An 18,015-nucleotide genomic window follows, 5' to 3' on the forward strand; every position below is an offset into this window, starting at 1 on the left:
GGCGCGGTGGCCGGGCGCAGCGCGGCTGATTCCCGGCGTTCAGCGTGACGGTCCGCTCGTTGCGATCCTCGCCCGGCGCGGTGGCCGGGCGCAGCGCGGCTGATTCCCGGCGTTCAGCGTGACGGTCCGCTCGTTGCGATCCTCGCCCGGCGCGGTGGCCGGGCGCAGCAAGCACGCGCCACCCCTCCCCCCGAACGTCCTTCTGAGTTGCGATCCTCGCCCGGCGCGGTGGCCGGGCGCAGCTTGCGATTGGAATACGCCAGTCCATCGGTTCACCGTGTTGCGATCCTCGCCCGGCGCGGTGGCCGGGCGCAGCTTTCGTCTGTGGACAGTTCCGGAACACGTCACGGGTTGCGATCCTCGCCCGGCGCGGTGGCCGGGCGCAGCGGTTCACGAACAGCAAATATAGCGACCTGACGATCCGCTACCGACTTACTTGCGGTCCGTTTTGTATATCTGATCCGCATTCTTCGCTTCGGAACCCTCCGGGATTCTGGCGTCTACTGGGGGTTCCTAGATCACTAGAGCTCCGCGCGGGTCGATGGGTCGTGGTTTGCCGAGGTGCTCGACGTCGTCGAGGGCGTGGACTGGCAGGTGGTAGATGCGGATGCTGTCCTGGGTGGGGTCGATGGCGTCTCGGAGAGCGGCAACGAAGCGGACCTTGTCGGTGTCGCGGCAGACCACTTCGAACACCGATTTTTGCACGCGGTGTCCGTACGCCTCGCAGATCTTGGCGACCTTGCGGAGCCGACGTTGCCCCTGTGGGGTGACCGTCTCCACGTCGTAGGTAACGAGCAGGTCCACGGTTCAGTTCACCGTCCAGGGCTGGTAGGCGGCGGTGTCCCCGCGGAGGTGGCGGGCGAGTAGCCGGGCCTGTATGAGGGGGAGCAGCGCAGCGGGCACCTGGCGGCTGAGTTGCGCGTGGGGCCAGTCGCGTTGTCGGCTCTGTTGCCAGGCGGCCAGCACGGTTTTTCGTCCGTGGTCGGTGAGTCGGTATGCCCTGTTCGGTAGTTCCTCGAAGTCGGTGGGGGTCAACTCTCGTCGGTTGAGCATGGTCAGGGCGAGACGGTCGGCCAGGAGGGGTCGGAACTCTTCCATCAGGTCGAGGGCGAGGGCGGGTTTGCCGGGTCGGACGGCGTGGAGGAAGCCGATGTAGGGGTCGAGTCCGACCTGTTCAAGTGCGCCATGGACGGCGACGCGCAGCATGCCGTACAGGAAGGAGAGCAGGCAGTTCAGGGGGTCGGTGGGTGGTCGTTTGTTGCGGCCGGATGCTTTCCAATCTTTGTTGTCGCCGAGCAGGTAGGGCATGGCGGCGAAGTAGTCGCGTGCGGCGATGCCTTCGACGCCGAGCACTTCGTTGGTGCTGGCGGTGGTGGTGAGGAGTTCGAGTCGTCCGGCGAGGAGTTCGGCGCTGGCCCGTAGGGCGGTCTGTCGGTGGCCGCTGGTGTCCCGGGCGGTGCGGAGGAGGACTTGTCGCGCGTTGTGGATTTTGCCGGCGACGATGGCGACGGCGATGGGGAGCTGGCGCTCTGGTGAGTCGGCGGCGCGGTGTTGGGCTTGGCGTAGTAGCGGGTTGCCGTGGGTGGGGCCGATCAGGCCGGCGCGGAATCGGCCGCTGCCGGTGAGCCAGCTGACCGAGCGGCCGTCGTCGGCGCAGCGCAGGAGCAGGTCGTCGGTGGGGGTCACGCCGCTGAACAGGACCAGGTGGTCGAGTCTGACGAGGGGTAGCAGGTGGCGTCCCGGTTGGTCGGGGTGGTAGATCCGGACGGTGTCGCCGTCGAGGCGCAGGCTGGTGCCGGGGGTCTGGACGTAGAGGGTGTTGAGCAGTTCAGTCACGCCACTGTCCCAACGGTCGTGGGGTCAAGAGGTCGGGTGTGGGCTGCTGCCGGCCGTCGGTCAGTTCGGGCAGGCAGTCCTCGCGCAGGGAGCATCGTCGGCAGCGGGCGTCGTTGCGGGCCGCCGGCAGCGCCGGGGTGTGCAGCAGTCGGCGTACGGCTGCGGTCGCGGCGATGACCCGGTCGAGCAGGTCGTGGTCGATGGGTACGGGGTGTCGGCGGCGTTCGGCGACGGAGTAGATGTATCCGGTCGGCACATCGAAGCCGGCTTCGATGAGGCACAGTGCTTGTCCCCCGAGTTGCAGTTCGGCGGGGCCGCCCGCTTTGTAGCGTCCGACCTTGTATTCCACAGGGGTGGCGGTGTTCTTCTCGAACTCGACGACGTCGCAGATGCCGCGTAGGCCGTGGGTGTGGCTCCACACCGGTAGTGACCGGATGGTGGTGAGACCCCGGCGGCGTTGGATGCCGGGCAGGTCGACGGTGGTGTGGCTCAGGTCGCCGCGTACCGTCTCGACGTTTTCCGTCCAGACGCCCTCGACGTGGATCAACGCGGTCTGCCGGTGGCAGTAGGCGTAGTGCTCCAACGCGGACAGCGGCACCTCCCGCAGGTCGGTGCCGCTGTCCGTGGGGTGGTCGTCGGTCACGGCCAGAGGTCGACCAGCTTGGTCAGCTCGACGCCGTCGGGCAGCCCCGACTCCTCGATGCTGCGGGTGTAGTCGGTGTGAGCGCGTGGCGCCTTGTCGTCGTTGGTCCGCTTGACGGTGATCCGCTGGGTGAGGGCGGCCGAGGGTGCGGCTCCGAAGGCGTCGGGGTGGGTGAACACGTAGAGCCCGCAGAGTTTCATCTCACCGCGGCTGGCGGCCCGGTCGTGGTCGAACATGACGGTGAGGGCCTGCCACAGGGCGGCGAGGTCGTCGCTGGTGACGCCGGTCTTGGCGGCGCGGGGTGCGGAGTAGAACAGGTGGGCGCGGTAGAGGCCGTACGGGACGGTCCACTTGGAGCCGATCTCGGTGCGCTCACCCTTGTCGATGTCATCCTGTCGGGTCTGGGTGACTCGGGTGATGGTGTGGTCGGTGGGCAGGATCGCATCGATGCTGCGGGCGAAGGTGAGCTGGAGCGGGCCACGGACCTGCCCGGCGCCGCCGCTCTTGCCGGTGCTGAGCACCGCGCCGAACATCCGGATGTCGAAGTAGTGCGCGCAGAGCCACTGCTGGGCTGCCGCGCTCTCCGCCGGGGTGGGCTTGTTGCTGATCTTGGGCGGGTTGGCGGCGAAGGCGCCGTCGATCCGGGTGTTCAGGGCGTGGCCGGCTTCGACGAAGATGCCGTAGCGCGGGTCGTCGCCGCGCAGCAGCGACACGGTGTCGCGGATCTTGCGTTTGATCGCCACATCGGTGACCAGGCCCTGTCCGCTCTCGTCGTCGGTGCGGGGCTGGTTGCCGGCGTCCGGGTCGCCGTTGGGATTGCCGTCGCTGACGTCGAACAGCAGGACGGCGTCGTGGCGGCGGGTCGGGTCGAGGTGCGCGGCGCTCATGCGTCGTCTCCTTCGTCGGCGGCGGTCGGTGCCACGTCGTCGGGCTCCGGGGGGAGGTCGGTCTTCTTCTTGTTCGCGGCTGCGGCGAGTCGTTCGGCCCGCATCTCGGCCCGCTGCTGGTGGTAGCCGAGGATGAACTGGGCCTTGTCCGTCAGCACCGCAGCGCTGGGAATCACGTCGAGTTGAACGAACAGGTCGTCGAGTCGACGTTCGTACGCGTCCGACCAGCCGGGTCGGCGCAGCGGCCCGCGGAGGCGTTTGAGCCACGCCTGCACGTTGCGGCGGCCGGAGACGATGACGACCTGCGGGTTGTCGATCGCGCGGCCGAAGTAACGTTCGGCGAAGGTCGTGTTCAGCCTCTGGTCGGCAACCCGGAACACGGTGCGTTGCAGGTCGTCCATGACGGCGAAGATGCGGCCGGACACGTAGGCCGGCTGCTTGTGGGCGACGTTCAAGGTCGGCGTCAGCCTCTCTCGTTCATGCTCGGGCAGGGTCGGGTGACGGCGCAGGGCAAGCCGGATCAACGCCGCGCGGGCAGCGTCGAGCCGGCCGTCGATCCGGACGCGGTTGATGACGTGATTAAGCAGCTTCGGCGGCAACGGTCGCTTGAGTAGCGCGGCACTGAGCAGCCGGTGGAACAGGTCAGGCGGCCGGTGTTCACCGGATGCGCCGAACTTCGTCCAGGTCCCAGGGCCTCCGTTACGGCCAGCCTCGAATCGACCCGCTACCCGGGCGAGCTGGGAGACCTTGATGGTGGCCACCTCACCGGTCCAGGCGTCGACGATCCGATGGTCGTCGAACCAGGCCCGGATATTGTCCTTGACCCGGGAGATCGGCTGCTCGACCCAGTCCCGCACGACGACGCGGGCGACGTTGCCGCCCACCGTCACCGAGCAGTACCGGGACAACTCGTCGAGGGAGACTTCCGTGCCGCTCGCCGGCCCAGCGACCAGAGCGTGGATCTGGCGGGGGTCCAACTGCTCGACGGCCGACCACGGGTCGAAGGTCGACCCACCCAGCACCCACCAGGCGAGCCGAGCGTTCTGCCCGGACAGACCGGTGCTGTGCCGCGGATCGGACAGCAGAGCCGTCAGCGCGGTCATGAATTTCAACCCACAGTCGGCGCAGATCGGGGTGTGGGTCAGGAACTTCTGCAGCTCGTAGCCGTGCGTGGCTTCGTTCATGCTGACCAGCGACGCGTTCTGGGTGGCCCCCGGCACCCACCGCCGAGGAATCTGCTGCGGCATCGTGTGGAGCAGCGACTGCACCCGCCCGCAGACCAGACACAGCCCGGAGCGTCCGGAGCCCTTCCGGTCACCGGCCACCCCGGCCCAGAAACGCTGCGCCGCGACAGCGTCCGCCGCATAGAGCCCGTCGACCCAGAAGCCGACCAGGTCTCCCCTGCTCCAGTCAGCCGGCGGTAGAACGCTGTCGGCGTGCCCCTCGCGGTAGAAGGCGGCGATCGCCGGACCGTGACCGTCTGGTTCGGCTGCCGCCCAGTCGGTGATCAGGGCACGGAACGCGGCGTGCTGCTTGGCGACCCGCTCCGGCTTGGCCCCTTCCGACATCCAGCCGAAGACGTACTCCCCGGTGTCGACCGCGAGCGCGGGCGAGATCCCGACGGTCCGGGTCACCGCCGGCACCAGCCGGGGCGCACCGAACCGAGAATTCGGGTCGTCCTTGTTCGCCGTATCGACCAGGCCACCCCGGGGTACGCCGTCGCCGTCGATCTCCAGGCTCCAGCGCACCGGCTTGCGGGAATAGAACGGCGGGATGACGTCCTCGCTGGTGTCGGCGAACTCCACCAGCCGCTGCAACAGCACTAGCCCACCGGCCCTTCCACCGGAAGCGCCAATTCGATCCCCCGCTCCGGCACGGACAACACCCCGGCGACCACCCGAGCGGCGAACCACTCCATCCGCGGCTGAGCCGACTGCCCGTCCCGGTGGATGGAGTGCAGCATGATGCCGATCTCCTCGTTGACATCCGCCCGTGGCGTGTCATCCGGCCAGCCGAACTCCGCGCTGAACTCGCGAGTGCCCAAGTAGGGCTGCTGAAAACAGGCCCCTTTCCGGACCCGCCGACGCAGTTGATCCCGGTACGCCGCGACCGGCTTGTCCGCATGCGCCGCCACCTCGACATGAGCATGGATGCGGTACGCCACATCCCGCAGGCACACCGCATTGCGTTGATCGCGGTGCGCGGCAGTGTCAACCCGACGCGACCCCTTCAGTGCCTCCGCCAACGGCGCGACATCCGAGGTCTCGTTCCGCCGGATCGAAAACTGCCTCACCGGCCTGAGCACCTCGATAGCGACAACCTGGTACCGCATCTCCGGCTTCCAGAAGATCGATTCGAGCACCCCCACCGCGGCAGACGGAGTCATCACCGGATAGCTGACCCGCTCCACCTTCAACTCCGGCCGCGAGAACAACGCCGCCTCGCCACTGACCTGCACCACCACCGGAAGGTCACCCTCCGCGCTCCGTCGCAGAGTCACCCCATTGACTACTTCCGTCGTCACCACACGGTCCCTCCCACGACAGCCCCCATCGAACACACGAACGAAGAAAGACCACACCACGAAACCGGAGGCCTCCTCGCACAACAAGTGCGACGATCCACGACCGGTACGACAGGAACGGCCACACCACGCCGGCTCACTCCATGAAGGACTGACAAGAATCCGACTCGCCCGACGTCGAAAGCGGGACTCCACCCGACACGGCATGCCTTGATCACGGCCGCAGGGCCACACAGGACTTTGGATTGACTCAGTCATCAGGTGAGCGCGCGGCGCGCTCACCTGGTGGCCTGGCCGACGTTAGAACACGAACTGCTCCAGGTTCGGGTCGAGGTTGATCCCCGTGGCGTTGTCGTACTCGCCGATCCACTCGACCAGCGCGCCTCGCCGCACTTCGGTGCCGAGAATCGGTCGTAGTAGCGCTATCACGCCGGGCTGGCGTAGGACGCTGGGGTGGAGGTTCGTCGTGTACGGCTGTAAGCGGCGCAGCTTGGCGAGCTCCCGGACCGGTGCATGGCGCAGGTCCACGATGAGCTGCTCCAGTTCTTCCCGCAGCTCGGGTGTCTCGGCCCCCTGGGGCGTCACCACGTTAATGGCGTCGTCGTCGATCATCCTGAACGCCAGCTTCCGATTCCGCCGCCCGGTGCTCGCGTCCATCGGTCCGTCCGCTACGGTCTCGAACTCCCATTGTTGCCGGGCAGCCTGGATGCGTTGCCCAACGTGCTGACCGTCGGCGAGGGTGAGCGTGTCGTACACGTTGCGGTAGTAGCGTCCGAGCGCCTCCAGGTCGTCCGGGTCTGCCTTGCCGGGTCCGAATTGACGTCCGGCACAGCCGACCAGCGTCTTGTACGTGGGCGGCTGCCCGCCGTCCTGCGGCGCGAAGACGACCACCCGACCGCCGTGGGCCATCCGGCCCTCGCGGTTGGCTCGCCCGGCCGCCTGTAGCAACGAGTCAGCCGGCGCCATCGCCCGGAACACCACCGGGAAGTCAAGGTCTACACCAGCTTCGATCAGTTGTGTGGCCACCAGCAAGATGCGCTCACCCCGGTCGAGTCGAGTGCGCACCTGCTCGAGCACCCGCCGTCGATGCTCCGGACACATCCGGGTCGACAGGTGCCAGGCCACCCCCGTCGGCTCAGCGTCATGCCACCGCTCGAACACCGCCTTCGCGTCCGCCGTCGTGTTGACCACCACCAACGCGGACCGTTCCCCTATGGCCTGGTCAGCGATATCAGCCAACGTGGGCCGCGGGTCGAGCTGCCACTCGAACCGTACCCTCCGAAGCTCATTGACCAACCTCGGAGTGTCGTGGATCAGATCCGTGCACGGCACGTCCTTGAACTCATCCAACGCCCAGAAACTCGGCTGCGTCGCCGAGGACAGCAGGACGGTCGCGCCGAAGTGCCGCACGAGAAGGCGGATACCGTCGAGGATCGGCACGAGCATCGCATGCGGCAACGCCTGCACCTCGTCCAACACGATCACCGAGTTGGCCAGGCGATGCACCCGACGCATCGCCGACGGCTTACGCGCGTACAACGACTCGAAAAGCCGGACGAAGGTAGTGACAACAAATGGCGCGTCCCAGTTCTCCGCAGCCAGCCGCGCCCACCGGCCGGCATCCGGATCATCGAAGTCGGCCTGGCTGTGATGTTCCAGAACGACCGGCTCACTACCCTCCTCGTCCAACAGCCGACGATAGACGGCGGCATTCTGCTCAGTGATGGTGAGGAACGGAACCGCCACGATCACCCGGCGCAACCCGTGCTTCTCCGCATGACGTAGCGCGAACCCCCCACTCGCCAGCGTCTTACCGGCGCCGGTCGGCGCACCGAGACGGAACACCCCCGGCTCCCGCTCAGCCGCCGCCAGACAATCTGCGTAGACCCGCTCCCGCAAGGCTGCGATCGGAGAGCCGTCACGTCCGGCGATCTCCGCGCGGCGTCGTTGCTCGAACATCTTGTAGAGGTGACCGAAGTCGGCATCCGCACGGACCCGAGGGCCGGCCAACCCCTGAAAGTGGGCGGCGGTGTCCAGACTGTCCGCATCTACCAGAGCGCTGTAGCACAAGCGCAACGCCATCTCCCCCACCAACTGGTCTCCCCGCCAGCCCACCGGCACCCGAGAAGCAAGATCTTCCGGCAGATCAGGCAGCAACCCAGGCAACTCCTGCTCAGCAGAGGCCACATCTCCGGGCCGATCAGCAAGCCTCCGCCGCAACGCTGCCCAAAGCACAGGCGTATCGACGAGCCCACCATGATGGCCGAAGATCGCACCAGCAAAAGGCCCAAGCCCACGCTCCTGCGCGATCCTGGTCCCCAGTGCCTTGTGATCAATACCAACCGCCCCACCAGTGGACGCAACCACAGCAAGCTTGTCCTGCCAGGCGCAGGACGCCTTGCCCACGTCATGCAGCGCACCAAGCCAGTACGCCACCTCACCACCACCGAACGGAGCAGCGAAACGGCGCGCCAACCCCGCCGTGCCATGAAGATGCTCCGCAAGAGAATGCCACCGACCAGAGCCAACAGCAGGGCTATGCGCCCAGAGAGAACTCCCACCCGACACGATCAGTCTCCTATGAACATCGTTGCGATTCCCACAAGTCAAGCGGGAACTGACCACCGGAGCGACGACAATATACGCAGCCGTCGACCCCTTCGTGCCCAAGCACACAGCAAAGCGGAAGCCCGCCGACATCGAATTGGGCGCAAAAACCAGTAGCAGCACGAACCCCGCCCACTGCCCCGTGGACCCGACGCAAACCCACCCGGGGGCAGGAACTCCACAGAGGGCCGCCAGAGGCTGCGATCCTCACCCGGTCCGTCGAGCGGGCGGAGCACCATCGCCGTAGGCCGGTGGTGGATCGCGCTCAACACCGTTGCGATCCTCGCCCGGCGCGGTGGCCGGGCGCAGCTCTGGAGGCTCCGGCCGGCCCGGAGCACCAGGCCGAGGTTGCGATCCTCGCCCGGCTCGGTGGCCGGGCGCAGCACCAGGGAGCCGTTGGCGTGCACCACGGCGTAGAGCGTTGCGATCCTCGCCCGGCTCGGTGGCCGGGCGCAGCCGGTGGACCTGGGTGATGACGACGCGATGTCGCTGAGCCTGTTGCGATCCTCGCCCGGCTCGGTGGCCGGGCGGAGCGCCTCGTACCGCACCGTGGTGGGGAGCTGCACCCATTCGTTGCGATCCTCGCCCGGCTCGGTGGCCGGGCGCAGCACGCCGCTCGCACGTTTCCGCGACCGCCTCGACGGCGAGTTGCGATCCTCGCCCGGCTCGGTGGCCGGGCGCAGCACGCGAGGCCACCCATCTTGATGGCCTCGCCCATCTCGTGTTGCGATCCTCGCCCGGCTCGGTGGCCGGGCGCAGCGTTCGTGGACCGTGTCGATGTGGCACCCACGGTGCGGCTGTTGCGATCCTCGCCCGGCTCGGTGGCCGGGCGCAGCGACGGGGACATCGCCGAACTGCTGGACCGCAGCCTCAGGTTGCGATCCTCGCCCGGCTCGGTGGCCGGGCGCAGCTGAGTACACGTCGCCGTCGCCGTCGGGGTTGATCGTGTTGCGATCCTCGCCCGGCTCGGTGGCCGGGCGCAGCAATCCGTACTCGGCACCCTTGGCCACGGTCGCCACCGTGTTGCGATCCTCGCCCGGCTCGGTGGCCGGGCGCAGCTGCGTCACGTCTGGGAGTCGATGACCCGGGCGAAGGTGTTGCGATCCTCGCCCGGCTCGGTGGCCGGGCGCAGCGTGCAAGCCTGTCGCCGTTAATCGATTTCGAATTGTCGTTGCGATCCTCGCCCGGCTCGGTGGCCGGGCGCAGCGCCGCGTACCGGTCCGCCCAGTCCGCCTTCGTCAGGTTGCGATCCTCGCCCGGCTCGGTGGCCGGGCGCAGCCAGGAGGCATCAGTATGACCGACACGACCACCGCCGCGTTGCGATCCTCGCCCGGCTCGGTGGCCGGGCGCAGCGCTCCAGATCCGAGGCGGTCACCGTTCCGGTCACCTGGGTTGCGATCCTCGCCCGGCTCGGTGGCCGGGCGCAGCTCGCGCCGGGTCCCTCACCCGCGCCCAGGCGGCCCGGGGGTTGCGATCCTCGCCCGGCTCGGTGGCCGGGCGCAGCGCCGCGCCCAGCGACCACGGGCCGGCCAGGTCGGCCAGTTGCGATCCTCGCCCGGCTCGGTGGCCGGGCGCAGCACCCCGCCCACCGGTACGCCAGCATCCCGTACTTCGTCCGGTTGCGATCCTCGCCCGGCTCGGTGGCCGGGCGCAGCGCGGCCGTGTCGAGGCGCTGCATCACCGTGTTCGGGATGTTGCGATCCTCGCCCGGCTCGGTGGCCGGGCGCAGCTGGAGGCCGTCGGCCCCTGGGGGCTGGCAGTGTCGGGTGTTGCGATCCTCGCCCGGCTCGGTGGCCGGGCGCAGCCAGGCGACCGCGCTGGCCGCCGCGCTCACCCAGCAACGCGTTGCGATCCTCGCCCGGCTCGGTGGCCGGGCGCAGCCACGCCCCGATCCGACATCTCGGTAATGGAGACGTCCTGTTGCGATCCTCGCCCGGCTCGGTGGCCGGGCGCAGCACCTGGTCGACCACCCGGGCGGGTGCCCGATGACCGTCGTTGCGATCCTCGCCCGGCTCGGTGGCCGGGCGCAGCGCTTCGCGGATCAGATCGGGCTGACGCCGGCCGGTCTGTTGCGATCCTCGCCCGGCTCGGTGGCCGGGCGCAGCGCGTCCGCTTGCCGTCCGAGGTGCCGGCCGACAGGCTGTTGCGATCCTCGCCCGGCTCGGTGGCCGGGCGCAGCCGGCTCCGGGCGGACCGGTACAGGGCCACATGCGACCGGTTGCGATCCTCGCCCGGCTCGGTGGCCGGGCGCAGCGCCGAACGCCTTCATCACCTCGGTCATCTTGTTGCGGTTGCGATCCTCGCCCGGCTCGGTGGCCGGGCGCAGCTTCTTGTCGGATTCCTTGACGGCAGCGTCAGCCATCGTTGCGATCCTCGCCCGGCTCGGTGGCCGGGCGCAGCGGTGCGCGATCAGCAAATATAGCGATGTGACGATGCGAATCTTTCTTGCTCGCAGTCCTTTTTGTTCATCTGATCCGTATTTTCTGCTTCGGAACCCTCCGGGATTCTGGCGTCTACTGGGGGTTCCTAGATCACTAAAGCTCCGCGCGGGTCGATGGGTCGTGGTTTGCCGAGGTGCTCGACGTCGTCGAGGACGTGGTCGACAGTAGCGCGCAACTCCTACTTCATGCCCGCGTCGCCGTCCGGCTCCTTCTGAGCGAGCGCGAGATTGGCGGGCAGGGCACTACACCGGCCAGCATGATCTGCTTCTGCAAGCGGTGTCACTCATGTCGGCCGAGGTCAGCGCGGTGTGCTTGGGGAAGCCGGGGGCATTGACGAGACCAGGCTCGTCACCTCAGTGGTGTGACAGGCTCCGAGTCCATCCACTCGGTCAGGGCCTCGAACACATCGTGGACCTCGCCGATGCCCATCTTGTATTGCACCGCCTTGCCGCCTTGCTCGGCGAAGGCGGTGCAGTTGTCGGCGCGATTGTCGATCAGTGCGGCGTCGGCGACGGTTAGGCCGTGCTCGGCGAGCCATGGCCCAAAGAAGCGTTGAGGTCTTCGGCCTTCAATGCCGCGACTTCACTGGAGCAGATGATGTCGTCAAGAATGACCGCCCAGTCAGCAAGGGTCTCGGGCTGCGGGGTGGGACGGCGTCTCCTGGTCCGTGCGCGGTCGAAGGTTTTCAGGAAGCAGTCCATGTTGTCGGTTGCCAACACCACCAGGACACGCGACTTGATCTTGCGGAGGGTTTCGAACAGTTCGGCGTTGACTCGCATCTTCGCGCAGTCAATGTATAGCCGTCGGGTGAGGAAGTCGTCGCGAAATCGTCCGTCAAGCTCGACGTCCATGGACTTGATGATCTCTTCCAAGGAGAGTAGCCCTTTCATCCACTCGTTGGCTCTACTCTTGAACACCTCGGCAAGACTCGCTTCGAGTTGCGCTTTCAGTGGGTGTGTTGCGCTTTCGCGTATTGACATCCAGAAGGGATCGCGTGACAGGACGCTGTGCCAGTCCACGAAGACGACCTTGCCGGCTAGCGGCACCTGTACCACGAGGGCGGCCCTCCTGGTTCGCAGCGGTTGTCGTCAGTGACGATCGGACATGGGACTGGGCGAGTTCGACCAGTTCGCTGGGGTCGAGTGTCGCGTCAAGCCACACGATCTTTTGATCTGCGGTCATCTCGGTACGGCAAATCGTGATCATCATGCCGGCGCTTCGGAGGCACGATCGATTCCGATTCGCATATCAGCGATCTAGACCACTCGATACTCCTTTCTACTCGGATCGGTCAAACACCTTTACGGCTCGGAATGGTTGAGCCGGCCGGCACCGGCCGGCAACTGGTGCCAGGGCCATGGCCGGGTAGCCGGCGGCAGGGGACGGGGGATGGCCCCTGCCGCCGGCCCGGACCGACCGCCGTCCGTTGCCGCGTCCGGCGGCCGGTCGAGTGGCCACCGGTGCGGCGACCACGGGTAGGGCTGCTGAGAGCTGCCGGGCTCCCAACCGCCCAGGTCCAGGCGAAGGCGGAGCTACTCGAAGCTGCGGTGGGCGACCGTATTCAGTGGACGCCGCCCACAGAGTTGGCCAGTCCCTCAGGGTGCGGTCGTGATCTCACGTTTGCCGATCCGCGGTACGAGGTGGGCGGCTTCGTCGATGACGGCTTGTTGGTGGGCGCGCAACGGTTCGGCCGTGTAGCCGGCGACGACGGCGGCGTAGGGGTCGGTGACTCGGGTGGTGGTGCCGGTGAGTTCTTCGAGGAACGCCAGGGCGCAGTAGGGGGTGTAGAAGGGGCTGTAACCGCCTTCGTGGGCGGCGATGAGTCGGCCGTGGCAGAGCCGGTCGGCGGCGTCGACGAGCAGGCTGGTCATCTCGCGGTAGGAGGTGGCGGTGAGCATCTGTCGGGCCATGGGGTCGAAGACGTTCGCGTCGACGCCGTTGGCGAGCAGGATCAGGTCGGGTGCGAAGCGGTCGAGGGCGGGGATGACGACCTGGTGCATGGCGTGGAGGTAGGCGGCGTGGCCGCTGCCGGGTGGTAGTGGCACGTTGAGGGCGTATCCGGCGCCGTCGGCGGCGCCGTTTTCGTGGGTCCATCCGGAGTCGGGCGGGAAGCAGTTGGCCTGGTGTAGGGAGATGGTGAGGACGGTGGGGTCGGTGTAGAAGATGGCTTGGGTGCCGTTGCCGTGGTGGGCGTCCCAGTCCACGATCGCGATGCGGGTGAGGCCGAGAGTGGTTTGGGCGTGGCGGGCGGCGATGGCGATGTTGTTGAACAGGCAGAAGCCCATGCCGGTGTCGGCGGTGGCGTGGTGTCCGGGTGGGCGGGTCAGGGCGTACCCGTTGGTGATGTCGCCCTGGGCGGCGGCGTTGACGAGGGCGATCAGGCCACCGGCGGCGAGTCGGGCGATGTCGTAGCTGCCGTGCCCGACCGGGGAGAACCCGTCCCCCGCATCGCCTCCCTGACGCAGGTCGCTCTGGGTTCTGATGTGTTGGACGTGTGCGGGGGTGTGCACGCGGAGTAGTTCCGTCATCGTGGCCCGCCGGGGTTCGATGACCGTCAGCTCGCCCAGGAGTCCGGAGACGTGGATCAGTTCGTGGGTGCGGCGTTTCGCCTCGGGGTTCTCGATGTGCACGGCGGGCTGTACGCCTGCCGTGGGGTTGGCGGGTAGCAGGCCGGCGCTGGTGCCGGTGTCGTGCCACAGGTATTCGGGATGGAAGACGTAACCGGTGGTCACAGTGATCGCCTCCGTAGGGATCGGCAGACGGTGTCGCAGGGCAGGGAGCGGGATCGGAGATGCTGGGGGTGAGGCGGCGGTCAGGGTGTGCGGATGCCGGGGGCGGGTGATGCGGTCGCCGGTCGGGGGCGCGGGATCGACCTTCGCGGGGTGGCGGCGGCGAGGTCGGCGACGAAGGCGTCGATCTGGCCCCGGGTGATGCCGGGCATGCAGATGAGGTGGCTGACGTCCTCGTCGGTGGACAGCAGCCACTTCGCCCGGACGGTGGCAGGTGGGGTGTCGAGGACGACGGTGAAGGCATGGGGGTGTCGCCAGGCCGGCCACCCGGCGGCGGTGAGCCGGTCGACGGTGTAGGCGGCGAGCCGGCGGGCCTCGCTGACCCGCCACCGGTGTCCCTCACGGCCGTGGGTGGCGATGGCGTGCCACAGCAGGGCGGCGGCCAGCCCGCACCGGGACCCGGTGACCGTGGAGTCGAGCGTCGCGGTGTAGGCGACCGGGGCGGCCTGCCGGCGGAGGCTGTCGCGGATGAGCACCACCCCGCACGGTGTGGGCACCCCGAGGAACTTGTGACCGGACACGGTGATGCTGCCGATGCCGCTGTCGTCGTCCAGGCGGAGCTGCCCGTCGAGGGCCAGGGGGATACCGGACAGGGCCGCGTCGACGTGCAGGTGCCCTGGCACGGCGTGTTCGTCGAGGACGGCCCGGATGCGGCTGGTGTCGTCCACCGCCTCGGTCATCGTGGTGCCTGCGGTGGCGACCACGATTGCCGGCCACCGACGGTGACGGCGCACCCGCGCGGCGAGATGGTCGTAGTTCATCTCCCCGTCCGGGCCCGCCTCGACCAGCACACCGCGCGCACCAAGCATCTCCACGACCTTGGGTATCGAGTAGTGCGCGGCGGCCGAGTAGTAGACCCGTGCGGTCGGATGACGGCGGTGGGCGGCGTGCAGGGCGGACAGGTTCCCTTCGGTGCCGCCGGTGGTGACGTACCCCCACCGGTCGTCGGCGGGCATGGCGAGGGTGTCGGCGAGCCAGGCGATGACCGCGCGTTCGAGGACCCGGGTGTGGGCCGTCCCGCCGACGTCGGCCGGGTCACCGATGTTGTTCCACAACCGATGCCCCAGCCGGGCCATCACCTTCCGATGGTCGAGGTCGACCGCGCCGGGGAAACCGATGCTCGTCGGCGTGGCAGCGTCGACCTCGGCCACCAGGTGGTCGAGGACGGCCGTCACGTCGATCGGCGTACGGCGGAGGTCTGCGGCGTCGGCAAGGCCGAGCGGATAAGCAGGGGTGTGGGTCATGCCGGCCGTCCGGCGAGCAGGTGCCCGGCCAGGGTGTGGTGCAGCCTGGTGAGCTGCCGCCAGGTGCCGCGGGTGGTGTCGTCGCCCTGCTCGGTCAGGTACTCGTGCGGGTTGTAGTAGCTGACCCGGTCGGGGTCGAGGGTCCTGGTGCAGCGGATACCGTCGACGCCGAGAGGGGCATGGGGGTCACGGTCGACGTGCAGGGCGGTGCCGTCGGTGAGCAGGGCGTAACACTGGCCCTTCAGGTCGAACACCGACAACCGCCGGCCGCCGGCGGGGATGTCGCGCAGTCTCCGGGCGACCTGCTGCCAACGGCCCTGGTCGGAATCGAGGGTGGTCACCCCCGCACCGACGTAGACCGCGCCGTCGGGCAGGGTCATGTCCCCGCCGTTGACCATCGACCCCTGCGGTCCGAGCGGATGCCACCACCGGTGGGCGGACGCCGCGCGGGCGATGTTGTCCGCCGCCACGTCGGTCAGGTCGGCGAGCAACCGAGGCAGGTGCTGCGACTCCGGGGAGGCCAGCCACAGCCGGTAGGCGGTGTGCAGTTGGTAGCCGTGTGGTTGGGCTGGGGCGTCGGAGACGAAGAACAGCATCACTCCGTGCGGGCCGAGCGCGTCACGCTGCCCGAACCGCTGATCCGCCTCGATCATGTGACCCACGTTCAGCCGCTTCGCCCGATACACCACCTGCTGCCGCAGGTCAGCCCACCTGCGTGCCTCCACCGACACCCCACCATCAGGCTCCACCGACCCCTGGGTAGTCGCCGGTGCCTGCCCGGACGATGGCGGTGGGGCCGAGGGAGTGGGCCGGGTGAGGGGCGTGGTGGCGTCAGGTGGCGGGTGGGCGCCGGGTGTCCGGGACGCGCCGTACCCGGGCGGTGGCGCAGGGGCCGGGCCGGTGGTAGCCGGCGGTAGGTATCCGGCGGGTGGAAGGCGGGAGAGTCCATCACCGGCCGGTGGGAGGTGGGCCGCGCCGTGACCGGGTTGCGGGAGGCGGGCGGGGCCGTAGGTGGGTGGCGGGGGGTGAGCCGCGCCGGCACCGGACCGTGGTACGGAGTCCGCTGGTCGACGCGGTCCGCCGGGCGCTGCCGCTGGCCGGTGCTCCGGTCGCCAGCCGGGGTCCAGGGGATCAACCCCGTAACGTCCGCCCGGTGGTGTGTTGGCCGTATGGGTCTTCATCATCAGGTTCCCCCGGGTCAGATCGAGACGTTGATGGCGTCGGGAACGTCATGGGTCTTCGGCGTCCCGTGGCCGATCCCGGCGTAGACCTCCGGACGAGACCGCCGCAGATGTCCGGCCCACATACCGCCCGCCGTGGCGGTGGCGGCGAGGATCGCCGGTAGCAGCAGCGGATACGGCGACCCCGGTACGGCCCCGAGCAGGGAAGCGACGTTGCCGACCATCGCGACGAGGACCACCGACCCGCCGAGCACACCCAGCACGGGCGCGACCTTCCACTGCCACAGCCCGGCCCGCTGACCCCGCACGACGGCCGGGGCGGTCAACGCGGCGACCGAGGCGGCGAGCAGCAGGCACAGCAGCCCGATCGCGCCGAGGGTCGACAGCCAGGTGAACATCACCCCCACCGGATCGACCCCGGCGGCCGCGAACGCCCCCACCACGACCGCCGCCACACCCGACTGTGCGAGAGACCCGCCGCGTGGCGCACTCACCCGGGTCGTGCTGCCGGTGTGGGCGAGACCGGCGGGCAGGACACCTTCCCGGGCCATCGCGAACACGTACCGGGCGATGACGTTGTGGAACGCCAACATCGACGTGACGATCGCGAAGACCAGCATCAGACCGGCGACACCCACCCATATCCCGCCGGCCCGCTCCAGGACCACGAACGGCAGCCCGGACGACGGGTCAGCGGCACGGACGGCGACAGCGTGGGGGCCGACCGCGACGCCCATCGCCCACGAGGCAGCGGCGTAGACACCGCCGAGGACCACAACGACGGTGATGGTGGCGCGGCTGATCGACCGGCGGTCCACCGCTTCCTCGACGAACGACCCCGACACGTCGACACCCATAAACGCCGCCACACACAACGCGACCGCGCCACCGATCCCACTGACCGCCAACCCGGAGACGTCAAACCCCTCCCACGACACACCACCGTCGGCCGGAGAAGCGAGACCCGCCACGACGAACAGCCCCACGAGCAACAGCGACACCGCAAGGACACCGCCCAGGACCCAGGTGGACAGGACGATCGCCCGCACCCCCAACGCCCCGACGACGACCCAGGCGATACCCGCCCACACCCACCACGTGCCGCCGAGCTGCCCGGCGAGGGTCGCCCCGAACAGGCCGTACAGGCTGGTCTGGATCGCCGTGTAGGCCACCAGGGCGACCATCCCGGCGGCCACACCCCAGCTACGGCCCAGGCCGTGGGCGAGGATGCCGTAGTAGGCCGCCGGATGGCCGAGTTGCCGGGCCATCGCGGTGTAGCCGACCGTCAGTAACGCGACGACGACCGTCACCAGCACGAACGTCAACGGCAGCGCGGTCACCCGCGTCGTGGCGTAGGTGGTGACGATGCCTCCGGCGAGGACCACCATCGGTGCCGACGCCGCCGCCCCGAAGATCGACAACCCGAACGGCGTCATCGTCCGGCGCGCGAGGGCCACCTGCGCATGCGTCGTCATCGTTGCCCCCGCTGTGGGGCGTCCGGGCACGACGACCTTCGGCAACCCCGCACCGGATGCGCAGCCACGTCGGCGGCGTTGACCGCGACCAGATACACCGCCGTGGGCCGGACCGGTCCGGTCCGCCAGTAGCCCCGGTCCCGGTCCAGCCGCCGCAGGGCGACATCGGCGCGAGGCGTGAACCCGAACAGGTCATGCGCGCCGTCCGGCCACTCCCGGCGGATCGCGTAGCCCCAGACGAACGTGTCCGACGCCCCCTCTGCCCTGTTGGTGACGTCGGCCCGGGTGCGGGCGGGGGTCAGCCAGGGCGGCAACCACCGGCCGACTCCACGTCTGCGGGGCGGGAACATGAGCGCAGGACGCCTGACAGCGGTCAACATGAGGCAAG

13 protein-coding genes and 2 CRISPR repeat arrays are annotated in these 18,015 nt (G+C 68.9%); all 13 genes read right to left on the minus strand.

Annotated elements, in window-relative coordinates; all coding sequences use genetic code 11:
* The first annotated feature begins 58 nt into the window (after positions 1 to 58).
* Positions 59 to 387: direct repeats of the CRISPR family, unit length 37 nt; unit sequence GTTGCGATCCTCGCCCGGCGCGGTGGCCGGGCGCAGC.
* Between the two features lie 126 nt (positions 388 to 513).
* The 13 genes from cas2 to ACIQG9_RS29245 all read right to left on the minus strand — a co-directional run bounded on the left by cas2 (position 514) and on the right by ACIQG9_RS29245 (position 17,941).
* Entirely contained in the window at positions 514 to 804 is a 291-nt protein-coding gene (gene cas2 / locus ACIQG9_RS29185) for a CRISPR-associated endonuclease Cas2 (RefSeq protein WP_400408390.1), read from the minus strand.
* A gap of 3 nt (positions 805 to 807) precedes the next feature.
* The gene (cas1c, locus tag ACIQG9_RS29190; RefSeq protein ID WP_400408392.1) at positions 808 to 1,836 is read right to left on the minus strand and encodes a type I-C CRISPR-associated endonuclease Cas1c; all 1,029 of its coding nucleotides are present in this window, start codon (positions 1,834 to 1,836) and stop codon (positions 808 to 810) included.
* Positions 1,829 to 2,479, minus strand: coding sequence for a CRISPR-associated protein Cas4 (cas4, locus tag ACIQG9_RS29195; RefSeq protein WP_400408394.1), 651 nt, complete (start codon positions 2,477 to 2,479; stop codon positions 1,829 to 1,831). The genes cas1c and cas4 overlap by 8 nt, the downstream gene beginning before the upstream one ends.
* Positions 2,476 to 3,366, minus strand: a complete 891-nt coding sequence (gene cas7c, locus ACIQG9_RS29200; protein WP_400408395.1) for a type I-C CRISPR-associated protein Cas7/Csd2 — start codon at positions 3,364 to 3,366, stop codon at positions 2,476 to 2,478. The genes cas4 and cas7c overlap by 4 nt, the downstream gene beginning before the upstream one ends.
* A complete protein-coding gene (gene cas8c, locus ACIQG9_RS29205) occupies positions 3,363 to 5,189 on the minus strand; it encodes a type I-C CRISPR-associated protein Cas8c/Csd1 (protein ID WP_400408397.1) in 1,827 nt (608 codons plus the stop codon). The genes cas7c and cas8c overlap by 4 nt, the downstream gene beginning before the upstream one ends.
* Positions 5,189 to 5,890 carry a type I-C CRISPR-associated protein Cas5c gene (cas5c, locus tag ACIQG9_RS29210; protein ID WP_400408399.1) on the minus strand — a complete coding sequence of 234 codons (702 nt, stop codon included), beginning with the start codon at positions 5,888 to 5,890 and terminating at the stop codon, positions 5,189 to 5,191. Before cas5c ends, cas8c begins: the two co-directional genes overlap by 1 nt.
* Positions 5,891 to 6,190: 300 nt before the next feature.
* On the minus strand, positions 6,191 to 8,458 hold the full coding sequence (cas3, locus tag ACIQG9_RS29215; RefSeq protein WP_400408432.1) for a CRISPR-associated helicase Cas3': 2,268 nt from the start codon (positions 8,456 to 8,458) through the stop codon (positions 6,191 to 6,193).
* Between the two features lie 236 nt (positions 8,459 to 8,694).
* Positions 8,695 to 10,897: a CRISPR direct-repeat array (repeat unit 37 nt; unit sequence GTTGCGATCCTCGCCCGGCTCGGTGGCCGGGCGCAGC).
* A 556-nt stretch (positions 10,898 to 11,453) separates the two neighbouring features.
* Positions 11,454 to 11,993, minus strand: coding sequence for a hypothetical protein (locus tag ACIQG9_RS29220; RefSeq protein ID WP_400408401.1), 540 nt, complete (start codon positions 11,991 to 11,993; stop codon positions 11,454 to 11,456).
* A gap of 540 nt (positions 11,994 to 12,533) precedes the next feature.
* A complete protein-coding gene (locus ACIQG9_RS29225; protein WP_400408403.1) occupies positions 12,534 to 13,670 on the minus strand; it encodes a class II histone deacetylase in 1,137 nt (378 codons plus the stop codon).
* A gap of 80 nt (positions 13,671 to 13,750) precedes the next feature.
* Positions 13,751 to 14,971 carry a histidine decarboxylase gene (locus tag ACIQG9_RS29230; RefSeq protein ID WP_400408405.1) on the minus strand — a complete coding sequence of 407 codons (1,221 nt, stop codon included), beginning with the start codon at positions 14,969 to 14,971 and terminating at the stop codon, positions 13,751 to 13,753.
* Positions 14,968 to 15,696, minus strand: a complete 729-nt coding sequence (locus tag ACIQG9_RS29235; RefSeq protein ID WP_400408407.1) for a hypothetical protein — start codon at positions 15,694 to 15,696, stop codon at positions 14,968 to 14,970. The genes ACIQG9_RS29230 and ACIQG9_RS29235 overlap by 4 nt, the downstream gene beginning before the upstream one ends.
* A 473-nt stretch (positions 15,697 to 16,169) precedes the next feature.
* The gene (locus ACIQG9_RS29240) at positions 16,170 to 17,627 is read right to left on the minus strand and encodes an APC family permease (RefSeq protein WP_400408409.1); all 1,458 of its coding nucleotides are present in this window, start codon (positions 17,625 to 17,627) and stop codon (positions 16,170 to 16,172) included.
* A complete protein-coding gene (locus tag ACIQG9_RS29245) occupies positions 17,624 to 17,941 on the minus strand; it encodes a hypothetical protein (RefSeq protein WP_400408411.1) in 318 nt (105 codons plus the stop codon). Before ACIQG9_RS29245 ends, ACIQG9_RS29240 begins: the two co-directional genes overlap by 4 nt.
* Between the last annotated feature and the right edge of the window lie 74 nt (positions 17,942 to 18,015).

This window comes from Micromonospora sp. NPDC092111, from assembly GCF_044755745.1.
Lineage (GTDB): Bacteria > Actinomycetota > Actinomycetes > Mycobacteriales > Micromonosporaceae > Micromonospora.

What these genes read in the sequence shown, in the direction of transcription:
- cas7c (WP_400408395.1), bottom strand. Translation starts at nt 3,366, where the DNA reads ATGAGCGCCGCGCACCTCGACCCGACCCGCCGCCACGACGCCGTCCTG.
- ACIQG9_RS29230 (WP_400408405.1), bottom strand. Translation starts at nt 14,971, where the DNA reads ATGACCCACACCCCTGCTTATCCGCTCGGCCTTGCCGACGCCGCAGAC.
- ACIQG9_RS29240 (WP_400408409.1), bottom strand. Translation starts at nt 17,627, where the DNA reads ATGACGACGCATGCGCAGGTGGCCCTCGCGCGCCGGACGATGACGCCG.